22 protein-coding genes are annotated in these 22729 nt (G+C 64.8%); 5 read left to right on the forward strand and 17 right to left on the reverse strand.

What is annotated here, in order from left to right; translation table 11 throughout:
• Positions 1–15: 15 nt before the first annotated feature.
• From R6U53_RS02460 to R6U53_RS02480, 5 genes are all read right to left on the reverse strand, one after another.
• Complete coding sequence (locus R6U53_RS02460; RefSeq protein WP_410320788.1) at positions 16–822, reverse strand: TrmB family transcriptional regulator; 807 nt, start codon at positions 820–822, stop codon at positions 16–18.
• Positions 823–909: 87 nt separating this feature from the next.
• Positions 910–2526 (reverse strand): DUF255 domain-containing protein, encoded by a 1617-nt coding sequence (locus R6U53_RS02465; RefSeq protein ID WP_410320789.1) that lies wholly within the window; start codon positions 2524–2526, stop codon positions 910–912.
• A gap of 63 nt (positions 2527–2589) precedes the next feature.
• On the reverse strand, positions 2590–4179 hold the full coding sequence (locus R6U53_RS02470) for a preprotein translocase subunit SecD (protein WP_410320790.1): 1590 nt from the start codon (positions 4177–4179) through the stop codon (positions 2590–2592).
• Positions 4176–5033, reverse strand: coding sequence for a protein translocase subunit SecF (gene secF, locus R6U53_RS02475; protein ID WP_410320791.1), 858 nt, complete (start codon positions 5031–5033; stop codon positions 4176–4178). The genes R6U53_RS02470 and secF overlap by 4 nt, the downstream gene beginning before the upstream one ends.
• Positions 5034–5117: 84 nt before the next feature.
• Positions 5118–5534 (reverse strand): plastocyanin/azurin family copper-binding protein, encoded by a 417-nt coding sequence (locus tag R6U53_RS02480; RefSeq protein WP_410320792.1) that lies wholly within the window; start codon positions 5532–5534, stop codon positions 5118–5120.
• 112 nt (positions 5535–5646) lie between these two features.
• Here R6U53_RS02480 and R6U53_RS02485 point away from each other — a divergent pair, with 112 nt between their 5' ends.
• The 3 genes from R6U53_RS02485 (at position 5647) to R6U53_RS02495 (ending at position 9464) form a co-directional block, all read left to right on the forward strand.
• On the forward strand, positions 5647–6336 hold the full coding sequence (locus R6U53_RS02485; protein ID WP_410320793.1) for a protein sorting system archaetidylserine synthase: 690 nt from the start codon (positions 5647–5649) through the stop codon (positions 6334–6336).
• Positions 6337–6399: 63 nt separating this feature from the next.
• Positions 6400–7770 carry a HEAT repeat domain-containing protein gene (locus R6U53_RS02490; RefSeq protein WP_410320794.1) on the forward strand — a complete coding sequence of 457 codons (1371 nt, stop codon included), beginning with the start codon at positions 6400–6402 and terminating at the stop codon, positions 7768–7770.
• 53 nt (positions 7771–7823) lie between these two features.
• Positions 7824–9464: a phospholipase D-like domain-containing protein gene (locus tag R6U53_RS02495; protein WP_410320795.1), complete on the forward strand. Its 1641-nt coding sequence runs from the start codon at positions 7824–7826 to the stop codon at positions 9462–9464.
• 14 nt (positions 9465–9478) lie between these two features.
• Here R6U53_RS02495 and R6U53_RS02500 read toward each other — a convergent pair whose 3' ends face one another.
• Positions 9479–11389 carry a DHH family phosphoesterase gene (locus tag R6U53_RS02500; RefSeq protein ID WP_410320796.1) on the reverse strand — a complete coding sequence of 637 codons (1911 nt, stop codon included), beginning with the start codon at positions 11387–11389 and terminating at the stop codon, positions 9479–9481.
• Between the two features lie 167 nt (positions 11390–11556).
• On the opposite strand from R6U53_RS02500, the gene R6U53_RS02505 reads away from it, so the two are divergent.
• The gene (locus tag R6U53_RS02505; RefSeq protein WP_410320797.1) at positions 11557–12063 is read left to right on the forward strand and encodes a Mov34/MPN/PAD-1 family protein; all 507 of its coding nucleotides are present in this window, start codon (positions 11557–11559) and stop codon (positions 12061–12063) included.
• Positions 12060–12494 carry an adenylyltransferase/cytidyltransferase family protein gene (locus tag R6U53_RS02510; RefSeq protein ID WP_410320798.1) on the forward strand — a complete coding sequence of 145 codons (435 nt, stop codon included), beginning with the start codon at positions 12060–12062 and terminating at the stop codon, positions 12492–12494. Before R6U53_RS02505 ends, R6U53_RS02510 begins: the two co-directional genes overlap by 4 nt.
• Before the next feature lie 15 nt (positions 12495–12509).
• On the opposite strand, the gene R6U53_RS02515 is transcribed toward R6U53_RS02510, so the two are convergent.
• The 11 genes from R6U53_RS02515 to R6U53_RS02565 form a co-directional block, all read right to left on the reverse strand.
• Positions 12510–13112, reverse strand: a complete 603-nt coding sequence (locus tag R6U53_RS02515; RefSeq protein WP_410320799.1) for an LURP-one-related/scramblase family protein — start codon at positions 13110–13112, stop codon at positions 12510–12512.
• A 213-nt stretch (positions 13113–13325) separates the two neighbouring features.
• Complete coding sequence (locus R6U53_RS02520) at positions 13326–13787, reverse strand: NuoI/complex I 23 kDa subunit family protein (RefSeq protein ID WP_410320800.1); 462 nt, start codon at positions 13785–13787, stop codon at positions 13326–13328.
• Entirely contained in the window at positions 13787–14842 is a 1056-nt protein-coding gene (locus R6U53_RS02525) for a complex I subunit 1/NuoH family protein (protein ID WP_410320867.1), read from the reverse strand. Before R6U53_RS02525 ends, R6U53_RS02520 begins: the two co-directional genes overlap by 1 nt.
• 2 nt (positions 14843–14844) lie before the next feature.
• A complete protein-coding gene (locus tag R6U53_RS02530) occupies positions 14845–16524 on the reverse strand; it encodes an NADH-quinone oxidoreductase subunit D (protein ID WP_410320801.1) in 1680 nt (559 codons plus the stop codon).
• On the reverse strand, positions 16521–17210 hold the full coding sequence (locus tag R6U53_RS02535) for an NADH-quinone oxidoreductase subunit B (RefSeq protein ID WP_410320802.1): 690 nt from the start codon (positions 17208–17210) through the stop codon (positions 16521–16523). Before R6U53_RS02535 ends, R6U53_RS02530 begins: the two co-directional genes overlap by 4 nt.
• Positions 17207–17611, reverse strand: coding sequence for an NADH-quinone oxidoreductase subunit A (locus tag R6U53_RS02540; protein ID WP_410320803.1), 405 nt, complete (start codon positions 17609–17611; stop codon positions 17207–17209). The genes R6U53_RS02535 and R6U53_RS02540 overlap by 4 nt, the downstream gene beginning before the upstream one ends.
• Before the next feature lie 86 nt (positions 17612–17697).
• Positions 17698–18318 carry a 5-(carboxyamino)imidazole ribonucleotide mutase gene (gene purE / locus R6U53_RS02545; RefSeq protein WP_410320804.1) on the reverse strand — a complete coding sequence of 207 codons (621 nt, stop codon included), beginning with the start codon at positions 18316–18318 and terminating at the stop codon, positions 17698–17700.
• A gap of 54 nt (positions 18319–18372) precedes the next feature.
• Positions 18373–18996, reverse strand: coding sequence for a nitrous oxide reductase accessory protein NosL (locus R6U53_RS02550; protein WP_410320805.1), 624 nt, complete (start codon positions 18994–18996; stop codon positions 18373–18375).
• 82 nt (positions 18997–19078) lie between these two features.
• Positions 19079–20230 carry a 5-(carboxyamino)imidazole ribonucleotide synthase gene (locus tag R6U53_RS02555; RefSeq protein ID WP_410320806.1) on the reverse strand — a complete coding sequence of 384 codons (1152 nt, stop codon included), beginning with the start codon at positions 20228–20230 and terminating at the stop codon, positions 19079–19081.
• A 97-nt stretch (positions 20231–20327) separates the two neighbouring features.
• Complete coding sequence (locus R6U53_RS02560; protein ID WP_410320807.1) at positions 20328–22088, reverse strand: flippase activity-associated protein Agl23; 1761 nt, start codon at positions 22086–22088, stop codon at positions 20328–20330.
• Between the two features lie 85 nt (positions 22089–22173).
• Complete coding sequence (locus R6U53_RS02565) at positions 22174–22629, reverse strand: 30S ribosomal protein S19e (protein ID WP_410320808.1); 456 nt, start codon at positions 22627–22629, stop codon at positions 22174–22176.
• Positions 22630–22729: the final 100 nt, after the last annotated feature.

Genomic DNA, 22729 nt, shown 5'->3' on the forward strand with positions numbered 1-22729 from the left:
CTCGAGACGGCGGCCTCAGAACGTCAGTTCGGTCGCGTTCCGCCAGCGCGGATCGAACTCGGCCCGAACGCTCTCTGTGAACTCGTGGTCCTTGAAGTCGATCATGGCGAAGATTTCGTCCGTCTGCAACGGGTGGGGTACCTCGATTACGACCTCGGTCTCGTCGACGAGCGTGAAGCTCCCCGAGACGTTCTCGCTAGTTCTGACCGAGAACAGTTCGTGTTCGATGAGCGAGTTGCGGTAGCGCTCGCCGACCGACTCCGGTAGCACGGGAACCAGATCCGGCCGCATCAACAGCCGGATCTCGACGCCGCGCTCCATCGCCGCGGTGAGTTCGTCGAGGACGAGCGTTCCGATCTCGTCGAAATCGAAGAACTGCCCGGCGTGCGTCGAAAGCACCATGACGATCCTGTCGTCGGCCGCGGAGATCCGCTCGACAAGAAGGTCGGCCGCTTCCTCGGGGCCGACCGCGGCGGTCCAGAAGGTCTCTTCGACGGGCTCGACCGTCTCCAGTTCCCCGGCTAGTTGGTCGACGAGCGTCTCGTACTGCTCGGCCCGCTCGTTCAGTTCCCGCTTTTTGTCGTTCAGGAGGCGATCGAGTGCCGTCTCCGGTTCGACAGCGACGTACTTCTTCGGTCGGGACGCGGATTGTGAGCGAACAAGGTTGTGCTGTTCGATGGTGTTCAACACGTCGTAAATACGACCCATCGGCACGTCGCTGACGCGGGACAACTCCTTCGCCGTTGTCGGTCCGGTCTGTAGCAGCGACCGATACGCGCGAGCTTCGTACTCCGAAAGCCCGAGATCTCTGAGACTCGCCATCGTACGGAGCTCCATTCCGGAAGCGTATAAACACACCGCACGTTTAGATATCGGTTCAGTTGTTTCCGACGCCTACGGTGACGCTCGTCAGGGAAGCGGTCCGTCGCTGGCCCGTTCGAGCAGTTCCTCCGGCGTCGTCGCGGGAGCGGTCGTTTCGCCGGATCGAACCGCGACTGCGTCGGAGCGATCCTCGGGAACGACGACTTTCTCGTGATCGGCGATACGGAGCGCCGCACGGTGGAGATCCGCGCCGACGGGGGGCGTTCGAACGACGAGCGGATCGTAGTGAGCGCGCGCACAACTGGCGGCGTAGCCGGCCGCCTCGACGCCCATCCGATCGTACGCCCCGGCGAACGCGGCGAGTGCGTCCTCGGCCGCTGAGCCGTAGCGGTCATCGCCGGTGAGCGCATCGAGATCCAAGAGCGCGTCGACCATCTCGGCGTTCGTCCCGAGCGGGTACAGCGGTCGATCGAGCAGTCCCGGCCCCGTCGGCAGCCCGTCGCGGAAGGAGCCGTCTGGGGTCGCGAGCCGATCGATCGCTTCGTCCGCGATCGCCTCCGCTCGATCGATCCACGCTTTCGTGCCGAGGACCTGTGCGGCGGCGGTCAGCCCAGACAGCACCCGGGCGTGGTCCGCGAGCAGTCCGGTGTCGCTTCGCTCGTCGTCGAAGTGTGTGACACGACCGTCGTCGACGAGCGTCTCGAGGACGTGTTCGAGCGCGCGTTCGGCGTATCGAGCGGCACCCTCGTGATCGGTGACGGCTGCGAACCGAAAGAGTGCGTCGGCGGCCATCCCGTTCCGGTCCGCGAAGACCGTGGGATCGACGTGCGGCGGCTCGGCCTCCTCGCGCTCGGTCGGTTCGAGCGTGTAGTAGTCGCTGGCCGCCTGACTCCCCGCGAACGCCTCGCCGGTCCAGGCGGTCGTGGTCAGGTAATCGAGGGTCCGTTCGGCGGTCCGTCGGTAGGACTCCTTGCCCGTGTACAGATAGCCGGCGGTGAACGCACGGAGCAGGGCCGCGTTCTCGTCGACCAGTTTTTCGCGATGCGGTTCGCCCCACCGTCGGGTTTCGGCGAACCGGTAGAAGCCGCCGTCGTAGGTGTCGAACAGGTGCGTCTGAACCGCTTCGAGCGTTCGTGTTCCCCGATCGCGGTCGCGTTTGAGCGCGAACTCGATCGTTCGAGGGAGGGGGAACTTGGCGCCAGTTCCCCAGCCGCCGTACTCGTCGTCGAACGCCGCGGCGATCTGTTCGACCATGTGGGCTTCAATGTCGGCGGTAACTTCGCCGCTCGGGAGGTCGGTGCTCGAAACAGCTCTCGGAACGCGGCCGGCGCTGGTTCCCTTCGCGTCCCAGGAGGCCCGGATGCTGTCGAGCACCTGCCGGAGTCCGTCGGGGCCGAGATACGTCGCCCCCGAGAGCACCTCGCCGTCGGGAGTCAAGAAGACGGTCGTCGGGAAGCCGCCCATGTTGTATCGCTCGCGGACGCGGGGGTGTCGGTCGACGTCGACGCGAACGGGGACGAAACTGTCGCCGATGTTGGCGGCGAGTTTCGGATCGCCGTAGGACCGCTCGTCCATCCGTTCACACCACTCACACCACGGCGCGGTCAGCGAACACAACACGGGTTTTCCGGCACGCTCGGCGAGTTCGAAGGGCTCGGGGCCCCACTCGTGCCAATCGACGAGCGTCCCGTCACGGAATGTCATATCCTGGGTTGGGCGAGCAGCGCCGAAAGGGCTTCGAAGCGAACGTGACCGGACAGACGCCGACTAGTCGTCACCCAACACGAGGACCCGCAAGATATCACCGTAGGCCGGTCGCGTGATCAAAACGCCGATCAGAACGCCGACGATGGTGATGATCGCGAAACCCTGTAGATCGCCCAGCGAGAGGACCGCGAGCGGCGACATCGCGACGATCGTCGTGGCGGCCGCGGCCCCGATAACCCAGAAAGCCTTCCTGAACCGCGATTCGAACACCCTCGACGTCCGCACGTCACCCCGTTGCATCACCTCGTCGGCGATGATCACGAGGTCGTCGATCCCGGTACCGATGACAGCGATGAAGCCGGCGATGTGGGAGAGATCCAGCGGTAAGCTCACCGCGGCGGCGAACCCGAGCAGGAAGTACACCTCGGCGGCGGCGGTGAGCAACATCGGCGCCGCGACTTCCGGTTTCCGATACCGTAAAAAGACCGTGAACGCGACCGCGAACACCGCCGCCGCACCGGTCACGAGCGAAAGCGGCTTGAACCGCTCGGCGAGGCTCGGTAAGAGGAAGAACGTCGTTCCGCGGTTGTCGATATCCAGTTGCGTCCGGAGCGCGCCTGCTCGCATGTTGATCTCGAGTTCGCGGGCGTCCTCGAACGAAGTCGTCGTCGTTCGGTAGGAGGGATTCTCGTCGAACGCGCCGCTTTCGAACGACGAGGCGAGGTTTGGCGCGACGCCGGCAGCGAAGACGACCTCGCCGTCGAGGACCGTCAACAGACATCGACCCGGATCGTCGGCCGTGTTCTCCTCGAGGGAGGCGTTCAGATCGTAGGAACACCGCGTCCCACCCTGTTGATCGAAGCCGTTCTCGCGCATCGAATCGCCGAAGCGCGCACCCGCGTCTTCGTTCAGCCGGATCGGCACGAACGTCTCGCCTTGCTCCTGTCGAGCGCCACCGATCTCGGCGAGGTCGTCCTGGCTGAGAAGCGACTGCGTCTCGTAGCTCCCGTTGTCGGTGGGATACATCGCCCAGACCTCGACCTGTCCGCGGTCCCCGATGAGATCGATCACCTCGGATCGGTTCGCCCCGGGCACCTCGACGACCATGAACTGCTGGCCGGGGGCAGAGACCTGCGTGGCCGATCCGCCGCCGAGTCCGCGCTCACGGAGTCGCTCGTTCAGCACGTCCTCCGCACCCTCCCGGGTGTCGGCCGTAACGCCCATGTCGACGTCGCCTTCACCGGTTTCGTAGCCGGCCTCGGTGAGTGCGGCTGCGAACTCCGCTCGCGTCGTGTTACCGACGTACTGGTCCTCGAACACCTCGACGGTCCCGGACTCGGCGCTCGCGCGAACGTCGCTCGCGCTCACCCCGAGTTCTTCTTGGAGCGTCGATTCGATTTCGGGTTCGGCCTCGGGGCCGAAATCGATCCCGGAGACGGTCATCCCGACGAACGGCGCGCGGACCTGCGTGCCGCCGGAGAGTTCCAGCCCGAACTGGAGGTTCGTGTACTGCGAGTCGGCCTGTTGGTCCGCACCGGGGCCCGTGATCCCGCCACTGCCGCCGAGTGGAGCGAAGAGCGCGACCGTGCTCACGAGCATGAAGAGGACGAGCAACCAGATCCGCCAGTGCTTTTTGAGTTGGAGTCTCATTTGGCTATTCCCTCGTACTTGTAGTACCGAAGCAGGCTCACGTTGAGCAGATACGTGTTCATCAGATCAGCGAGCAGTCCGAAGACGAGAATCACCCCGACGTCGGGCAACAGTGGAATGCCGAACAGATACGAGACGATCGTCATCACGACCATGGCCGCGATGGAAGTGACGGTCATCGTCACACCGGTCCGCATCGCGCGGGCCGTCGACGTGTAGAAGTCACCGTGCCGTCTGAGGACGTGGTTGTTTAACAGCAGATCGGAGTCGACGGAGTACCCGATGATCATCAACAGCGCGGCGACCGTCCCGAGTGTCAACTCGATGTCGAACAGACGCATCAGTCCCAGCGGGATGACGATGTCGGAGAACGCCGACACGATCACGGCGATGGAGGGGATGAACGTTCGGAACAACAGCCCGACGACGGCGGCCATTCCGGCGAAGGCGATCGCCAGACCGATGAGCGCCTGTCGCTGTGAGTCACCGGCAAAGCTCGCCGACCGTTCGCCGACCGACTCGACCTCGTATCCGGCGTCTTCTGCCTGATCGAGTAACGGGTCGGCGTTGTCCTCCTGGAAGGTCAACTGGTAACTGTCCGATTGGCCGGCGATCGGGGTGATCGAGGCCACCTCTCGGTCGAAGTTGTCCCTGATCTTCGCCTCCGAGTCACCCGTGACGATCTGCATCTCGGTTCCGCCGGTAAATTCGATACCAAGCGCGACGGGCGTCCCCGAGAGCACCGTCGCGACGACGAGCACGACGGACGCGAACGCCAACACGGCGAGCGGAACCGCCACCAGTTGCCGGTTGGTGTAGTCCGTATAGTCGATTTTCGGCACCGACACATCCATAGCTCTCGATGTGAATGCCCCGTGAATAAGGGTTGTCGTTCGTTCGTCGAAAGGGTCGAAGCGATTCGAGCGGTCTCAAGCCAGTTAGTCGGAGACGAGTATCGTCCCGATCATCCCCTTCGATTCGTGGGGAATACAGAGATAGGGGTACCGACCGGGGAGCTCGAACGTGTTCTCGTAGATCTCCCCGGGTGCGATGTTGCCGCCGCCGCTCGCATACCACTCCTCGCGGGCGGTTTCGAGGTCGTCGTATCCGCCGGAGGCGAAGTACGCCGCGCCCTCGGGGATCAGCCCATCGTACGCGGTAACCGTGTGGCCGCGCGAGCCGTTGTTCCCCCAGACGACGGTCTCGCCCGTGGGTACCTCGTACTCCTCGGGGAGATACGCGTTCTGTGACATCCCGATGTCGAAATCGCCGTCGCTGAGACCGCCGTCGAGACAGCCCGAGAGGGGGAGTGCAGTCCCGGTTCCGACCGCCGCGAGAAAGGCCCGTCGGTCCATACTCTCGCTTGCGGGCGGACGGTGATATGCACCTCGATTCCGGCCAGAACACGCGCCCGGGACGGAAACGAACACTACTAAGGCGGCCGTCGACGACCGGCGAGGTAGAGCAATGCAGCCGCGGTTCCTCGGGCAGCTAGGGGTCGCCGACCTGGTGACGGCCGCGAACGCGGCGATCGGCTTCGTCGCCGTCGCCACGGCCACCGTCGATCCGGAACTCACCGCGAGACTGATCCTCCTCGCGGCCATCGCCGACGGCCTCGACGGCGTCATCGCCCGGATCCGCGGCGGCACGGCAATCGGTCCGTTTCTCGATTCGCTCGCCGACGTGGCCTCCTTCGGGGTCGCTCCCGCCGCGTTGGTGTACGCCGTCGCGACCGCGGACGCGACGACGGTGAGCGAAGATCCGTTCGCGATCGCCGCGCTCATTATTTCCGCGCTGTACGTCTCGATGGCGATCGTCCGCCTCGGGTTTTACATGCTCCACGACTGTGAGAAACCCGAGACGGAGGGCGTCCAGACCACGCTGGCGGCGACGGTACTCGCCGTGACGTATCTCGCGGGGATTGGCGACCCGACGGTTCTCGTCGCCATGGCGGCGGCGTTTACGTATCTGATGGTCGCACCGGTCACGTACCCGGATCTGTACGCCCGGGATGCGGTCGTCCTCGGCGGGTTACAGGCGCTCGCGATCGGAGTGCCGACCGCAGTGAACCGCGTGTTCCCGAGGTCGCTGTTGCTCTTTGCGGTCGCGTATCTCGTCCTCGCACCGTTCGTCTACTGGCGCGACACCGGTAGCTGATCGGAGGCCGGGACGACGCGAGGAAGGGAAACGCTCTTGGATCGTTCTGCCGCACGTTCGGGTATGAGCAACGGGGACGACGAGAGCGCGGACGCCACCGCCGACGGCGAAGTCGACGCCGAACCCGAGGGTGCCGAGGACGCCGACGACAACGCCGACGGTGAAACCGAAGCGAACGACGGGGAGGAACTGGCCGACGTCGAGGAGTTCGAGTCGCGTCTCGACGCGGTCGAAGCCGACCTCGAAGACGCCGAGACGGAGACCGATCTCGACGCGGTCGAAGCCGACGTCGGTGCGGTCGAAGCCGACCTCGAAGACGCCGAGTTTCCGGTTCCGGAACCCGAGGGCGGCGAGGACGACGAAACCGATGACGATGAAGAACCCGAGGATCCCAAAGAGCCGCTCGAAGCCAGAGTCAGCGACCTGCGCGACGGGATCGAAGACCGGCGCGGCCCTTACGGCGAGGACGTCCAGAGCGCGGCCGGCGGTGCGGCCGGGACGATCAGGGATACGCGGTGGACGCGGGACGGCGAACCGGCCGTCTCGGAGGCCGTCTCGACGTTCCTCGACACGTCGGGTGACGAACTCGACGTCGAGTTCGCCGCGGACAGCGAGGAGATAGACGCGTTGGCCGACTCGGTCGATACGGTCGGCGGGACGGCCGCTGACGGCCGCCTCGACGCCGACGATGATGCGGAGACGATCGCAGCCCTTCTGACCGCCGTCGACGACCTCGAGAGCGCTCTAGAGGAGGCCGAGGAGTGGGGCGACCTCGAAATCGCGGAACAACTCACCCGCGAGGGGTTCTACGATCGGCTAACCGCCGAAAACAGAAAGGACTTTCCGCCGGAACTCGGCGTCGTACGGATCGCGGAGGCGGAAAACGACCCCGAACGCATCCTCTTGGCGCTCGAATACCTCGATTCGGATTTCATGCAGGAGAACTGTCTCGACGCGCTCCGACGGCTCGGCCCCGAGGAGGCGCTCGAACCGGTGCAAGCGCTCGCGAAGCGCCGCGACGTCCCCGCCGTCGAGGTACTCGGGAAGATCGGCGACGAGCGAGCGGTCGACATGCTCCTCGACTTCGTCGACAGCGGCAACCCGCCGCTTCAGAAGGCGACCATTCGCGCACTCGGCGAGATCGGTAGCGAGGAAGCGAGCCAGGAGATCGCCAACGTCCTTGCGGACGACGAGCCCGCCGTTCGATCGGTCGCCGCCCGTGGGCTCGGGCTCATCGGCGACACGCGCGCGATCGAGCCGCTCTCGGATCGACTCGCCGACGAGGAGGAAGCCGACGAGGTTCGAGCCTCCGCCGCGTGGGCGTTGGTCCAGATCGGCACCGAGCGCGCGCTGGCGGCGGCGGCCGAATACGACGACGATCGCGCATACACCGTGCAGGTCGAGGCGAAGAAGGCGCGCAAGGCGACCGCGTAGCTGAACCGGGGTGCGTACGCGAGTTTATATACTACCACGGGACCACACACCCTGTGTCCGCACGAATCGTCGTCATCGCCGTCGCGTTGGTACTGGCGGTGGGAACGGGACTTCCAGTACCAGCGACTGCGTCGGATGGAGCCACGACTGGACCAGCGAACGCGACGCTCGTGGCGGCGTACCCGAACCCCGTCGCCGACGGCGATCCCGGCGAGTTCGTCACCGTTCGGTTCGACGAAGCGACGAACACCTCGGGGTGGACGCTCACCGACGGGGAGACGACCGCACGGCTCCCGAACCGGACGCTGAACGGGACCGTCGCATTCTCGATGCAACCGTCGGCCGCGCGGAACGACACCGATCACCGCGTCGAACCGCTCTCCGGACGGTTGCTGTTGGCCGACGACGGCGATCGTCTGGCGATCGAAGCCGGGGACGAACCCATCGCGACCGCACGCTACCGAAACGCACCGGAATCCGCGCTCCGGGATTTCGAGAGTGACGAGTGGCGGCCGATCGGCGCGACGGAGCACGAGCCGATTCGAACCGATGGCGGTTCCGCGACGGCGTTCGTGCTGCCGGACGCACCCGATCGAACCGTCGAGACGGTTCGATCGGCGACCGATCGGATCCACGTCGCCGGCTACACGTTCACGTCCGAGCGGCTCGCGGACGTCTTACTCGAGCGAGCGAACGACGACGTCGACGTTCGCGTCCTGCTCGACGGCGCGCCCGTGGGCGGGATAAGCGAGCGGCAGGCGCGTCAGCTCGACCGATTGGTCGATGGGGGCGTCGAAGTCCGACTACTGGCCGGCCCCCATCGCCGGTATCAACACCATCACCCGAAATACGCGGTCGTCGACGATCGGGCGCTCGTCTCGACGGAGAATTTCAAACCGGCCGGCACGGGCGGGATGTCCAGTCGTGGCTGGAGTGTGGTCCTCGACGATCGCTCGGCCGCCGCTGCGCTCGCGACGGTTCACGAGTCGGACTGGTCGTGGCGCGCCGCGACGCCGTGGAGCGCGTACCAGAGCGGCCGGGACTTCGCGGACGGCGACCCAGCGATCGGGGAGTTCGACCCCCGGCACGAGCCCGAACGGATCGACGTCGAGGCGACGACCGTCCTCGTCGCACCGGACAACGCGGCCACGGAACTCGTCTCGATCGTCGATGCGGCCGACGACCGGGTGTTGGTCCAACAGGTTCGCATCGACAGCCGCGGGAACGACCTCCTCCGGGCGGTGCTTCGCGCCGCGGATCGCGGCGTCCGCGTTCGGATTCACCTCGGCGGCAGTTGGTACGTCGAGGAGGACAACGCCGAACTCGTCGAGTGGTTGAATCGTCGCGCCGACGCCGAAGGCTGGGATCTCGAAGCCCGAGTCGACGACGCCGACGGATACGAGAAGATACATACGAAGGGCGTGATCGCCGACGACACCGCCGTTGTCGGGAGTCTCAACTGGGTCCGATCGGCGCAGTCCGACAACAGGGAGGTCCTCGTCGCTTTGGACGGCGACGAACCCGCGGCGTACTACGCATCGGTTTTCACCGACGATTGGCGCGAGAGCCAACGAAATCCGGTTCCCGTGGGATTATTCGCCGTGACCGCGGTCGCAGTGAGCGGGGCGTTGCTGCTCGTTCGTCGGATCGAGTTCGTCCGAAAACGGAAGGCGATAACCGACTGGCAGTGGTAATGTAAACGGCGGGATCAGTCGTCGTCCCGAAGGAGCGTGCTCCGGAGTTCCGCATCGAGTTCGGCTGCCTCCATCTTTTCGACGAGCGCGTCGAGCACCCGCTCGCGGGCACCGGGGACGAACTTGATCGATCCGACGACGAGGTGGCCGCCGCCGGAGATGCCGGCGCCGACGAGTTCCTCCTGCAGTTCCGTCACCATGTTCGGGATGTCGAGTCTGACGCCGTCCGATCGAAGCACCGCGAAATCCGGACCGATCCCGATGGTGATGACGGGGTCGCCGGTTTCGGTCACCTTCCGGTCGTGGAGTTCACCGGTCGTCTTTCCGGGCGCGGGGTAGGTGAACCGGCGCGCGTGATTCTCGACGTCGATCCGGTAGAGGTGCGCGTCGTTGTCGAGTCGCTCGTGTTCGACGTGCGGTTCGGCGTCGTCGAGTTGCCTTTCGACGTCTCGACGGGCGCGCGAAGAGAGAAACTCGACGAGTTCTGCGTGTCTGTCGGCGTCGTCGCAATCGAGATCGAGGGCGTCGCTGATGAGGTTCGGACCGGACTGATAGCGGAGCCAATGCGCGGCGTAATCGAGCGCCTCGACGATGTCCCCGAGTTCGTCATCGTCGTAGCCGGCCTCGGCCGCCAAGGCCAGGTAGTCGTCCATCGCGTCGGCTTTCGATCGGTCGGCGAGTCCGGCGACGGCCGAGACGTGCCGAAGGTCGTCGGTGATCGACGGGTCGATCATTCGCGCCAACTCGACGCACATCATCCCGGTCGTGATCCGGTAGTCCTCGCCGTGGAGGTAGGGGTTGACATGCTCTTCGAGTAGCGGACCGACCGCGTCGGGGTCGGGGTGGTGGTGATCGACGGCGATGATCGGGATGTCGTACTGAGCGAGCGCCCGGTAGGCCGGCGTGTCTTCTTCCGTCGAGCCGTTATCGATCATAAAGAGCAACGGGAGCTGCTGGCCGTGTCGCTCTGCGTCCTCGAGGGCGAAGTTGAGATCGCGGGTGACGTCCTCCATCTCGTAGAACGGGGCCTTCGACGGCAGTCGCTTGAACAGATGCCGCGGCGCGCCGGGGTCGGCGTGAACCTCGGCGATGAAGTTCTCCAACGCGATTTGGACGGGAATGGCGGCGCACATCCCGTCGCCGTCGGCGTGGTGGCGAACCCTGATCGGACGGCCTTCGAGAACGGCGGTCCGGAGCCGGCGGGCGACGGCGGTGAGATCGTCGCGGAGCGAATCGAACGCCGGCCACTCGATGAGCGGGTCGGGATCGGCTGGTTCGGCTTCCGCCGCTACTGCGGCGTCGACGCGCTCTCTGACCTCGGTTTTCGCCTCGCCACGGAGCCGAACGAGTTTGTCCACTTCGATCTGAGGAGCGTCTTCGTGCGTCCCGACAGACCCGGTCACGCGGACAGTGTCACCGAGTTCGATCGCGGGGTAGGCACGAACGCCGGCCTCGTCGAAGGCCGCACAGGGGACGACACCGGTTCCGTCGCGAACCGAGAAGATCGTCGGTCCCGCCGTCTGTTTGATCTGGACGACGTCGCCCTCGACGTAGACCGCCTCGTCGGCTCGGTCACCCAATTCGTCAATCGTGACGCCGTCGCCGTGTGCGACGTCGTTCCGGTCGATTCCGTCGAACTCGGCGGTGACGTCCTCGAAACCGAGGTCACCGTTCTCCCGAATCTCGACGAGCCGAACGAGCATTTCGTCGCCGACCTCGTACGTGCCGTCGAGTTTCGAGTCGTGTACGAGTCCGGATACCTGTTCGGAGAGATCGACGAATACGCCGTACTCGACGATGCCGTTCACCGTCGCCACGTAGAGTTCCCCCTCCTGGATATCGTCAACGGTACAACCGGACGCCAGATCCTTGACGACCCGCTCGAAGGAATCGGGATCTGCGTCGCCGCCAGCAGATGAAGTCATTGTCGAACGGTGGGTTCTGACGAGTTTTAAGCGTGTTGTATCCAGTTCGTCCGGATCTCGAGTCGCTCGTGATCGTCGAACGGTGTCGGTCGGGTCGAAATCAACCGGGTGTACACGCGGCCGACGAACCCGGAACGCTTAGTTGTCGGGCGACCCGACTGTCGGATATGGGTCTGTTCGGGTCGATTTGGAAACCGAAACTCTTCCGGAAGAGCGAGATCATCGGCATCGCCGATGACGCGCTCCAGTTGGCTCTTGAAGCGTCGGAGGACGCACACCCGAACGAGTACATGGGGCAACTCCGCGGACAGGACGCCCGAACGCTTGGGCTCGACCGCGAGGGGACGGTCATCACCGACGTGCTGCTCGCCCCGGGGACGAAGACCAACCCCACGAGCGCGGAGTTCAAGCCGACCTATCTGCCGAACGATCTCAACAGCATCGGCTCGGTTCACTCCCATCCGAACGGTGTCCTACGACCGAGCGACGCCGATCTGATGACGTTTACCAAAGGGAAGATACACATCATCGTCGGCGCACCGTACCGCCGTACCGACTGGCAAGCCTTCGATCGCGACGGACAACCGACCGACCTCGATGTACTGGCCGTCGACGTACCGGACGAGCAGTTCTTCGATTTCACCCAGGCGGACATCGATCGGGAGCTCAAATGAAGCAGGTCGTCGCACAGGGGACATTCGACCTCCTGCACCCCGGGCACCTCCACTACCTGACGGATGCGAGATCATACGGCGATCGTCTCGACGTGATCGTCGCTCGCTCCGAGAACGTCACCCACAAGCCGAAGCCCATCGTCTCCGACCGCCAACGGCTTGAGATGGTGAGTGCGCTGGACCCGGTGGACGACGCCCGACTCGGACACACCGAGGATTTCTTCGTCCCGATCCGCGAGATCGATCCGGACGTGATCGTCCTCGGCCACGATCAACATCACGACGAGAGAACGCTCTCGGGGATGTTGGAGTCGGAGGGGATCGAGTGTGAGGTCGTGCGGGCCTCCGCGCGGGACCCCAACCCCCAAAGCGAGCGCGAACTGCTCTCGACGGGTCGCATCATCGATCGCATCTGCGATCGGCGCTGTTAAACATGAGGCCTCGTATTACTCGTTTTCGAGGGCATCGAGGATACACGCGGCGGCGAGTACCGCTTCTTTGGGGACGTCGTTGGCATCGTCGACGGTAACCGTGTAGGTGTCCCGAAGCGAGAACGCTCCGTCGATGTTCCCGACATGACCCCCGTCAGCGTCGAATATCTCGTACTTGTTCGGGACGAGATTCGCCACGGAGACGAGGTGCCGAAGTGCGGAAAGAAGCTTGTTTTTCGACTGAATGGTCGCCAGGGCCTCCCCCGTGTCCGGATCTCGGATCGTCCAGGTCTCCACGAACAGCGAAAAGTCCTCATCGAGAACCACGACGTCTTCGCCAGTTCCGGCGTCTGTGATGGTGTAATTTCCTGCGACATCGATAATACCGCCGGCTTTCACGCTGAAGGCGTCTTCGTCGTCACCGGTCACGAACGGGAACTCCTCTTTCAGCTTGAACAGCTTCTGCTTTCCGCGCAAGACGACGTTGCCGGCGCTGTCACGAACGACGTATTTGTTCCGGATCGCTGATTGCTTGACCTCGTAGTAGTCGTCGTCGAGACCGACCGTTGATATGTCGTAAGCGCTGGACGCCGTGTCGAACGTGGAGGGCTCGGACATAGGTGCCACGTCGACCACGTTCGGAAAAAGCCTTGTGCTCTGGCTGAGGGTTCGCGCGACGATCCTGCCGCGATCGTCAGACCGGTGTCAGGTGGACCGACAGCCGCTTCGCTAGGCCGGATCGGGTCTTGGCCGAACAATACGAAACGGCTGTACCCCTGAAATCAGCGAACTCTAGCCGTATATCGTGGGAGTTCCCATCGCCACGAGACGTTACTGGTAGTCGACGTCGCCGTCGCCCTCACCGACCCACGCCTCGCGATCCGGCTCCCGCGATGCCAGCGGGTCGATGTCGTTGTACCACGGCACGTTCTTCAGCTGCTCTTTGTTGTACGCGAGTTCGTCCTTCGTGTCGCCCGTGAACTCGAAGTTCTGGGTCAGAAGGATAGCGTCGACCGGGCAGACCTCCTCGCAGAGCCGACAGTAGATACACTGGCCGATGTGGAGGTTGTACTGTTCACCGTTTCGCTGGTCGTCCATGACGATCTGGATCGTGTCGTTCGGACACACCTTCTCGCACTGGCGACACCAGATACAGCGCTCCTGAGAGAACTTGTGGACGCCGCGGAACCGCGGCGAGACGTCCGGCGTCTCCTCGGGGTACTGGACGGTGAACTTCTCGCCGTCCAGCGCGTGTTTCATCGTCGTTGCCATCGATTTGAGCATTCCGATCATTAGGCGATCACTCCCACGATAACGGCGGTGAGAACGAGGTTCGCGAGCGAGAGGACGAGCATTCCCTTCCAGCCGATCTCGATCAACTGGTCGATCCGAAGCCGCGGCAGCGCCGAGCGCGCCCACTGGGTAAACAGGAAGACGGTCCAGATCTTCACGACGAACCACACGATCCCGAGGGCTTCGGGACCGGGACCGGCGGGCCCGCCGAGAAAGAGCGTGGCGATGACCGCGCCGCCGAGGAAGATGTGCAGGAACTCACCGAGATAGATGAGCACGAAGTAGACGCTCGAGTACTCGGTCTGATAACCCGCGACGATCTCAGTCGGAGCCTCGGGGATGTCGAAGGGGTTGCGGCCGACCTCCATCAGGTTCGCGATAAGGAACAACACGAACGCGAAGGGGTTGACGAAGGCGTACCACGTCGGGATCGACACCGCACCGAGTTCGACGAGCGGTTCAGCTTGGATGGCGACGATTTCGCTCATCTGCAGCGAGCCGGCGAAGAGGACGACCGACGCCGCGATCAACACCAGCGGTATCTCGTAGGCGAGGTTCTGGGCGACCGCCCGGAGCCCGCCGAGCATGGAGTACTTGTTGTTCGAGGCGTAGCCCGCCATGACCAACCCCAGCGAAGCGATCGAGGAAATGGCGAAGACGTAGACGAGGCCGACCTCGGGATCGGCCAGGTGGATCCCACTTCCCATCGGGATGACGGCGAAGCCCAGAAGCGCCGAGAAGGCCAGCACGATCGGCGCGAGGTCCCACGCCGGGCGATCGACGCCCTCGGGGACGATGAGCTCCTTCGAGAGGAGCCGGACCGCGTCGGCGACGATGATGAAGATTCCAAACGGTCCGAGACGATTGACCGCATACCGGTCGGTGAACGCCGCCGTGATCTTTCGTTTGGCCCACGGGCCGGCGACGGCCGTCATCGACATCATCAGCGTGCCGATGAGCGCCGCGCCAAGAAGCGCCGCGATGGCCGTCCCGAGCGGTCCCGAGCCGAACGGGAGGATCTCGACGAGCCGTTCCGGGAGCGGTGCGCCCTGCAGTGTCATCGGTCGACCTCCCCGAGCACGATGTCGAGACTGCCGAGCGAGGCGATGAGATCGGGGAGGTACTCGCCCTCAGTCATCTCGCGCAGCGTGTGTAGGTTACAAAAACACGGGCTGCGGATCTTGAACCGGGCGGGCTTGTCGGTCCCGTCCGAGCGCATGTAGATCCCGAGTTCGCCCTTCGCGGCCTCGACGCCGCGGTACACCTCCGTGTCCGCGTCGGGTTTCAGCGTCCGCGGGACGTTCGATTGGATCTCCCGTTCGTCCTCGGGCCACTCCTCGAGCAGATCGACGCACTGTTCGATGATCTTCGCGGATTCTTCGACCTCGCGCATCCTGACGAGCACGCGGCTGTAGTTGTCGCAGCCGTCCCCGGTGACGACGTCCCAATCGAGGTTCTCGTAGTAGCCGTAGGGGTCGTCTCGCCGGAGGTCGATGTCGATGCCGGAGCCGCGGGCGACGGGACCCGTCGCGCCGTACTGTTTCGCAACCGCGGGCGGGAGTTCGCCGGTGCCGACACAGCGGACTTGGAAGATCTCGTTGGCGGTGATTAGGTTGTGATACTCGGTCACTTTCTCCGGAAGCCCGTCGAGGAAATCCCGAATCTTCTCGAAGAACTCTGCTCGGGGCTCAGGGAGGTCCCACGCGACCCCGCCGAGGCGGAGGTAATTGAACATCAGCCGCTGGCCGGTCAGATCCTCGAGGATGTTCTGGACGACCTCGCGGTCACGGAAGGCGTACTGGAAGACGGCTGTGAAGTCCCCGAAGACGTCCAACGCGAACGTTCCCAACGCGAGCATGTGACTCGCGATCCGGCACAGTTCGGCGGACATCGTCCGGATGACCTGTGCGTATTCGGGCACCTCGATGTCGGCCATGTCCTCGGCGGCGCGGGCGTAGGCCCATTCGTTGAGGATGCCGGCCGAAACGTAGTCCCACCGATCGGGGTAGGGCATGATCTGGTGGCGGTACGTCGACTGCTGGCACATCTGCTCCTCACAGCGGTGGAGGTAGCCGATATCCGGTTCCACGTCGGCGATCTGCTCGCCGTCAAGCACCGCCTTGACGTGGAGGACGCCGTGGGTCGCCGGGTGGTGCGGTCCGATGTTGAGCAACATCGTGTCGGACTCGGCACCTTCGAGACGACTGTCGGCCTGAAGCGGATTCGCGTGTTCCTGGAAGGGGACGACCTGCGGTTTTTCGGGGTTGTAATCCTTCCCGAGCGGGTGTCCCTGCCACGTCTCGGGCAGCAGGATGCGCCGCATGTCGGGGTGACCGTCGTACTCGATGCCGACCAGATCGTACGCCTCGCGCTCGTGCCAGTCGGCCGTCCGATAGACCGGCTCCGCGGTCTGGCTGACCGGCTCGTCGGTAGGGGTTGGAACGACGATCCCGACCTCCTGTGTGGGATCGTCGTACTTTTTCAGGTGATAGATCGACTCGAAGCGGTCCTCGTACTGCTGGGCGGTGACGCACGAGAGATAGTCGAAGCCCGCCTCGGTTTTGAGCGCCGACAGCGCCGTCTGGACCTCGTCGGCGCGAACGACGAACGCCGGAGCGTTCCTGTGCTCTTCGCGACCGATAACCGTCTCTCCGAGCAGCGCTTCGAGCGCGTCGTAATCGACGGTCCCGTCGGCCGTTTCGCCGACGTCGGGGCGGCGCGGTTCCTCCAAGCTCATGGCGAATCAGCCCAGTTGTACCGCATTACGAGGTCCTCCTCGTCGATCCGATCGGCCAGATGTTGGACCAACTCGTCGCGTTCGAGGTCGCCGAACTGTTCGAGTTCGTACGGTTTGACCGTCACCGGCGAACTCTCGCCGTTCTTGATCCGTTCTTGGAGTTTGGCGATCCCGTAGATCAGCGCCTCCGGCCGCGGCGGACAGCCTGGGACGTGGATGTCGACCGGGATGACTTCCTCGGCACCCTTGATCACGTTGTAGCCCTCCTGGAACGGGCCTCCGGAGATGGTGCACGAACCCATCCCGACGACGAACTTCGGTTCGGGCATCTGATCGTAGACGCGTTTCATCCGGGGAGCGAACTTCGAGACGATCGTACCGGGCACGATGATCACGTCGGCCTGTCGCGGCGAGGCGCGGGGGACGCCCGCCCCGAACCGATCGAGGTCGTGTTTGATCGCGTAACTGTGGATCATCTCGATGCTGCAGCAGGCGATCCCGAACTGCAGCATGAACATCGAGTTCCCCCGCACCCAGTTCATGAACTGGTCGAACTTGGTGAGAATGAAGGGAGTCGAACCGAACGCCTCCCGGAGTTTCGAGTTGAATCGCGTATCGACGCCGTCGCCCATCCGGGCATCCTGCGTCGAGACCGTGTCGTGGAGTTTCTCGCTTTCGCTGCTCATAGTTGGGATTTGATCTCCGCACGTTCGCTCTTGATCCAGCGAACGGCACCGTTACGCCACGCCCACCCGAGGCCGATAGCGAGAATCGCGAGGAAGACGAGCATCGGTCCCAACACCGGTCCGAGTCCAAATTCGGTGACAGCGTCGCTGTAGATCAGCGCCCACGGGAAGATGAGCACCGTCTCGATGTCGAAGACAACGAACAGCAACGCGACCATGTAATATTGGATGTTGAAACGGATGCGCGTGTCCCCGGTCGGGATCTCACCGGACTCGTAGGTTGCGCGCTTTCCTTGTTCGGGCACGCTGGGGCGAAGGAGGCTCGAGACGACGATCATCGAGATGGGGATGGCGAGCCCCACGAGCGCCAGCGCGCCGACGGCGATCCATGGATCACTCATGCGGTCTGTATCGTACGACACTTCGGAAGTCAGCCTATTAAGGGTTGTTGAGTCGTGCGAGGGCGACCGAGTCGCCCGATTTTCCGTCAGCGCTCCTCGCGGAACAGTTCGGTTCCGAGTTCGTGCAGCCGTTGGGAGACGGAGCCGACCGAATCCTGAAGCCCGTCGTGATACTCGTCGAGGCGCGCTTCCAGTTCCGGGTGCGCCCGCGAGAGAACTTGTACGGCCGACAGCGCCGCGTTGAACGACTTGCCGGCGTCGACGGCGACGAGCGGGGCGCCGGTGGGCATGCCGATGACCGAATCAACCGACTTCTCCTGGACGGGAACGCCGATCACGGGGATCGGGTAGGCGATCGACGCGGTCATGTTCGGCAGGTCAGCCGACTTGCCGCCCGCACCGGCGATTATCACGTCCAGGCCCCGCTCGCGTGCCGTCCCGCCGTAGACGTACATCAACTCGGGTGTCCGGTGTGCAGAAACGACGAACGTCTCGAAAGTGAAGCGGCTCTCGGGCGGATCGTCGTAGTCGGTGAGCTCCTCGAAACCGAGTTGCGTCAGCGCCTCGTAGGCACCGTACATCGTGTCGAGATCGGAGTCCGACCCCATCACGATCCCCACGTCTGGCGTCTCGTCGTCGGGTCGATCGCGGTCGGCCTCGGATTCAAACAGGTCGATGAGCGCCTGTACCTCGGCAGATCGGGTCATGTGCGAGTCAGCGTACGGCGATCGCTTGGGCGTTGTGGTTTCGCGACTCGTCGCTCACCCATCGTCGGGGAGCGGATAGTCCCGATATCGGTGCGCCTGTTCGGCCCCGAACGCGTCGAAGCCCACGATATCGTCATCCGTGAGATCGCCGTAGGAATCGACGTACGCGACTGCATCGGCCCGATCGACGAACGGCTTGGGGTTGTGCGCCATCACTTCCTCGTGGCGCTCTCTGTCGTAGTCGAGAACGTAGAACGCCGTCGTCCCGTCGACGAGTTCCTTCGTGCCGAAATCGCGAACCCACACGTTCTCGACGGCCGAGTCGGGTCCGTAGTAAAACGCCGGATCGTAGTGATAGGTGGTGAGACAGCCGACACTGTCGAAGAAGACGCCCTCGCCACCGGTGTGTGCGATCTGTGCGTTCTGCTCGGGGTAAGCGGCGGGCTCCATCCCGCAGGGGCCATCACAGCGCCGCCCAGGGGGCGGATCGCGGGGTTCGTCGACCGGATGTTCGGGAAACGTCTGCTCGTCGGCGTCAGCGTCACCCCCGTCACCCCCGTCTCCTGCCGACTCGGCGGCGTTACCGCCAAGACAGCCGGCAGTGACGGCGCTCATCCCGGTCCCGATCGCCGCGAGGAGCGAGCGTCGCCTCGGTCGTGTCGTACGAGCTGGTCTCATTACCGATCGGTTGGATCGAAAGATAAAAATCCGAGCGGTCGCGGTCACGCGTCGCGCACAACCGACACGCTGAAAACGGCCGTCACTCGAACGTCACGCCGTCGACCAGCGCGCGCGCTCGCGAGAGCAACGCCTCACGGCCTATTTCGGCGTCGGCGAGAGTGACGTGGCCCATTTTCCGAAGCGGGCGGACCTCGCGTTTGCCGTACCAGTGCAGCGACGCCTCGGGCGTTTCGAGTATCGAGTCGGTCCCGACGAGGTCTGCCGGACGGGGGCTCTCGACGCCGCCGAGCAGGTTCGCCGTCACCGCCGGCGATCGCAGCGCCGTGTCGCCGAGCGGCCACCCCGACACGGCCCGCAGGTGCTGTTCGAACTGTGAACAGCGCGTCCCCTCGATCGTCCAGTGGCCGGAGTTGTGCGGGCGAGGCGCGATCTCGTTGACCAGAATTTCGCCCTCGCCGGTCTCGAACAGTTCGATCCCGTAGACGCCGCGACCGTCGAGCAGATCCAACACGTCGAAGGCGACCTCGCGGGCCCGTTCTCGGACGGTGTCATCGATACGGGCCGGCGCGACCGATTCCCTCAGGATCTCCTCGCGTTGGACCGTCTCCGTCACCGGATACGCGTCCGCTTCGCTGTCGCCGACCGCGCCCATGATCGCGAGTTCGCGCTCAAAATCGACCAGTTCCTCGGCGAGTGCCGGGCCGCCGATCTCTTCGAGCGCCTCGTCGATGTCGTCGGGGTCGTCGACGGGACGGTTGCCCCGGCCGTCGTAGCCGCCTTCGCGGGCTTTGAGCATGAGCGGCCAGCCGAGTTCCGCACCCGCGTCGAGGAGGTCGTCAGCGTCGTCGACGCGCCGGAACTCGGGGAGGGGAACCCCCTCCGCGGCGAGCGTCCGGTTTTGCACGAGTTTGTCCTGGAGCGTCCGGAGCGTGTCGGGGTCGGGGTGGACTGGCGTGTCGGTCTCCTCACCGACGCGTTCCATCTCGTCGGGATCGGCGAGTTCGATCTCGAAGGTGAGCACGTCCGCGCGCTGGGCGAGTTCGCGGATCGCGTCGTAGTCGTCGAAGTCGCCGACGATCTGATCGCGGACGACCGGTGCGGCCGGGCAGTCCGGCGTCGGGTCCGAGACGACCAGTTCGATCCCGAGTGGACCCGCGGCTTCGCCCATCATACGGCCGAGTTGGCCGCCGCCGACGACGCCGACGATCGCGGCCGGGGTGCGGTGGTGCATGCTCGCCCCTCGTGGGCGATCCGTTGAGAAGGTTACCATTCGCGGCGTTCGCGTTCAGGCAACAGCCACGGAGATTGTGGCACGGAGCTTACGCGATTCACTCACGGGAAGGGTGGGATCCTCTCGCTGTATCAACATAGTAAACGTACTCGTTGCCCGTCGTCCGCATCCGGTGGACCCGCCGATCGTACCGGTCGTCGATTCGGGCATCGACAAGCGTGCTGTCTTCCTGTTTGGCGATGATGACCGGCGGCCCGTCGTCGAGGGCGTCGTCGACGTCGGCCTCGTCGGGCGCACACTCGGTCTCCATCTCGCCGGCTTCGAAGTACCACGGCAGCGGGAGCATCTCGAACCAGTCGGCACAGTTGGGCCGGCGATCCAACTCGCCGCCGCCGGTCGGATCCGAGAGGTTCCCGCCGGCGATGACGACGTCGGTGCCCTCGTTTCGATCAGCGAGCGTCCGTACGTCGAGCAGCGTGGACTTCGTCTCCGCCGAGGGCTGTGCGTACTGGACGAGCGGGTTCTCGTCGGCGGTCGGCTGATCGAAACTCGTCGCGTAGCCGGTCGAGACGACGCTGCCGACGAGCAGCGCGGCGAGCAGCACCGACATCGCGACGCTCGTCGTGTCGCCCTGTACCCGAGCGTCCCGCCCCGCGTCGTAGAGGACGGCCGCAGCGAACGCGGCGGGAACCGCGAGCGGGAGCACGATGTGGACGACAAGCCAGGCGGCACCACCGATATCCGTGATCAGCGGGTAGCCGACCATCGAGGCGGCCCCCCAGTAGAAACAGAACGACACGAGGTCGTCGGGGGCTCCGGGGCGATACAGCGTCACCGCGTAGCCGACGACGGCGAGCCCGACGAGCGCGGCGGAGGCTTCGCCGGTGATCGACGCCAGCTCGGTCAAATATTCAAAATAGGGGTTCGGCTCGTCGGTTCGCGGCGTCACCCACTGGCAGGCGTACAGTTCGGCGGTCGAACCGAGGGTGTACCAGCCGAGCCGAGGGAGCAAAAGCGGGTTCGCGAGCGCCTCGCCGAGCGTCGGCGCACCTTCGATACCGACGATCGGGTCGTACCCGCTACAGGAGCGATAGTAGGTCCCCTCAGACGGGAGTTGCCCGCGGGGGGCATAGACGGACCCGACGACGGCGACGAACGCGACGACGCTGCCGACGAGCGCGCGGAGGTGGCGTCTGACGCCGTCGTATCCCCAGCGCAACAGCCGCTTCAACTCCGAGATCGGCGAGCGGTCCTCGAGGTACGCGAACGCGATCCGGTGTATCGCCAACAGTCCCGCCGCCCCGACGAAGGCGAACAGGTACGCCAGCGCGTTCTCCTTGGCACCGAAGCCGAGCGCCAACGCGACCGCCGCGGCCACGAGATACCGTCCGTCGTCGAAATCGATCGCCCGGACGAGCGCGGCGAACGCGACGACGCAGAAGACGGCGACGAGGATGTCGTTACGCATGAACCGCGAGTAGTAGAGCAAAGCCGGGTCGAGCGCGAGGAGAGCCGCGAGCGCGACGACGGCGACGTCGCGGAGACGGTGGCGGAACGCGAGCGCGACGAGCGGCACCAGCCCCCCGACCAGTGCTGGGAACAGCCGCATCACGGCGTCCGTCGCGCCCAGCAACTCGACCAGCGGCGCGTTCACCAGTTTCAGCAGCGGCCCGTGGACGATCGGCCGGTAGAACAGTACCCCCGTGTCGCCGTACTCGAGAATCCAGTAGGCGACGCGACCCTCGTCCCAGTGGGTGATTCGGCCGCCGAGATCGACGAACCGGAGCGCCAAAGAGAGGATCGTCAGCCCGACGACCGCGCCGACGGTTCGATCCCGAAGCCGATCGCTGAACGTCATCGATCGGGGACAGTCGGGGGACGGTTAGAATCCTTCCGGTATCCGACTCGGATCGAACGGGAAAATACGGATCGAACGGGCGATGTCAGGCGTAGCGCTCGAGTTCGGGCCGGTCGAGTTCCTCGATGAGTTCGGCGGCGGTCTCGTCGAGGAGGGCGCGCCCCTCGCCGCTGACCGTCCGACCGCGCGCTTCGGAGTTCTCGACGTAGCCGGCCGCTTCGAGCTGCTGAAGGGCGGTTCGGATGACGTTTCCTGAGCCTTCGCGTTTCTGGTTCGGGCGGACGCGGTAGCGCGTCGAGCCGTTGGTGGCGTCGCCGTAGGCGGTTCGAAGTCGTTCGACACCGACGGGACCGTCGATGGCGACCTTCCGAAGCAGGCTGGCGGCGCGACGGCTCCAGAAGTCCTCCTGCTCGGGCGGCAGTTCGCGGCTGGTGCCGGTCTTGGCGAATTCGATCCAGTCGGGCGCTTCGAGATCGTCTTCGAGCTTCTCTGCGACGGCCTCGAGGAGGTCGTCGGCGGGTACGTCGTAGAACGTCGTCATTGGCTCCCGGTTCCCGTCCGGCGCGTTTAACGCTGTTGGTCTCCGGTGGATTCGGTGGAGGCCCATACCACACCACGCCGGCCGCATCGATGGCCCTATT

This window comes from Natronomonas sp. (genome assembly GCF_046483325.1).
GTDB lineage: Archaea > Halobacteriota > Halobacteria > Halobacteriales > Haloarculaceae > Natronomonas.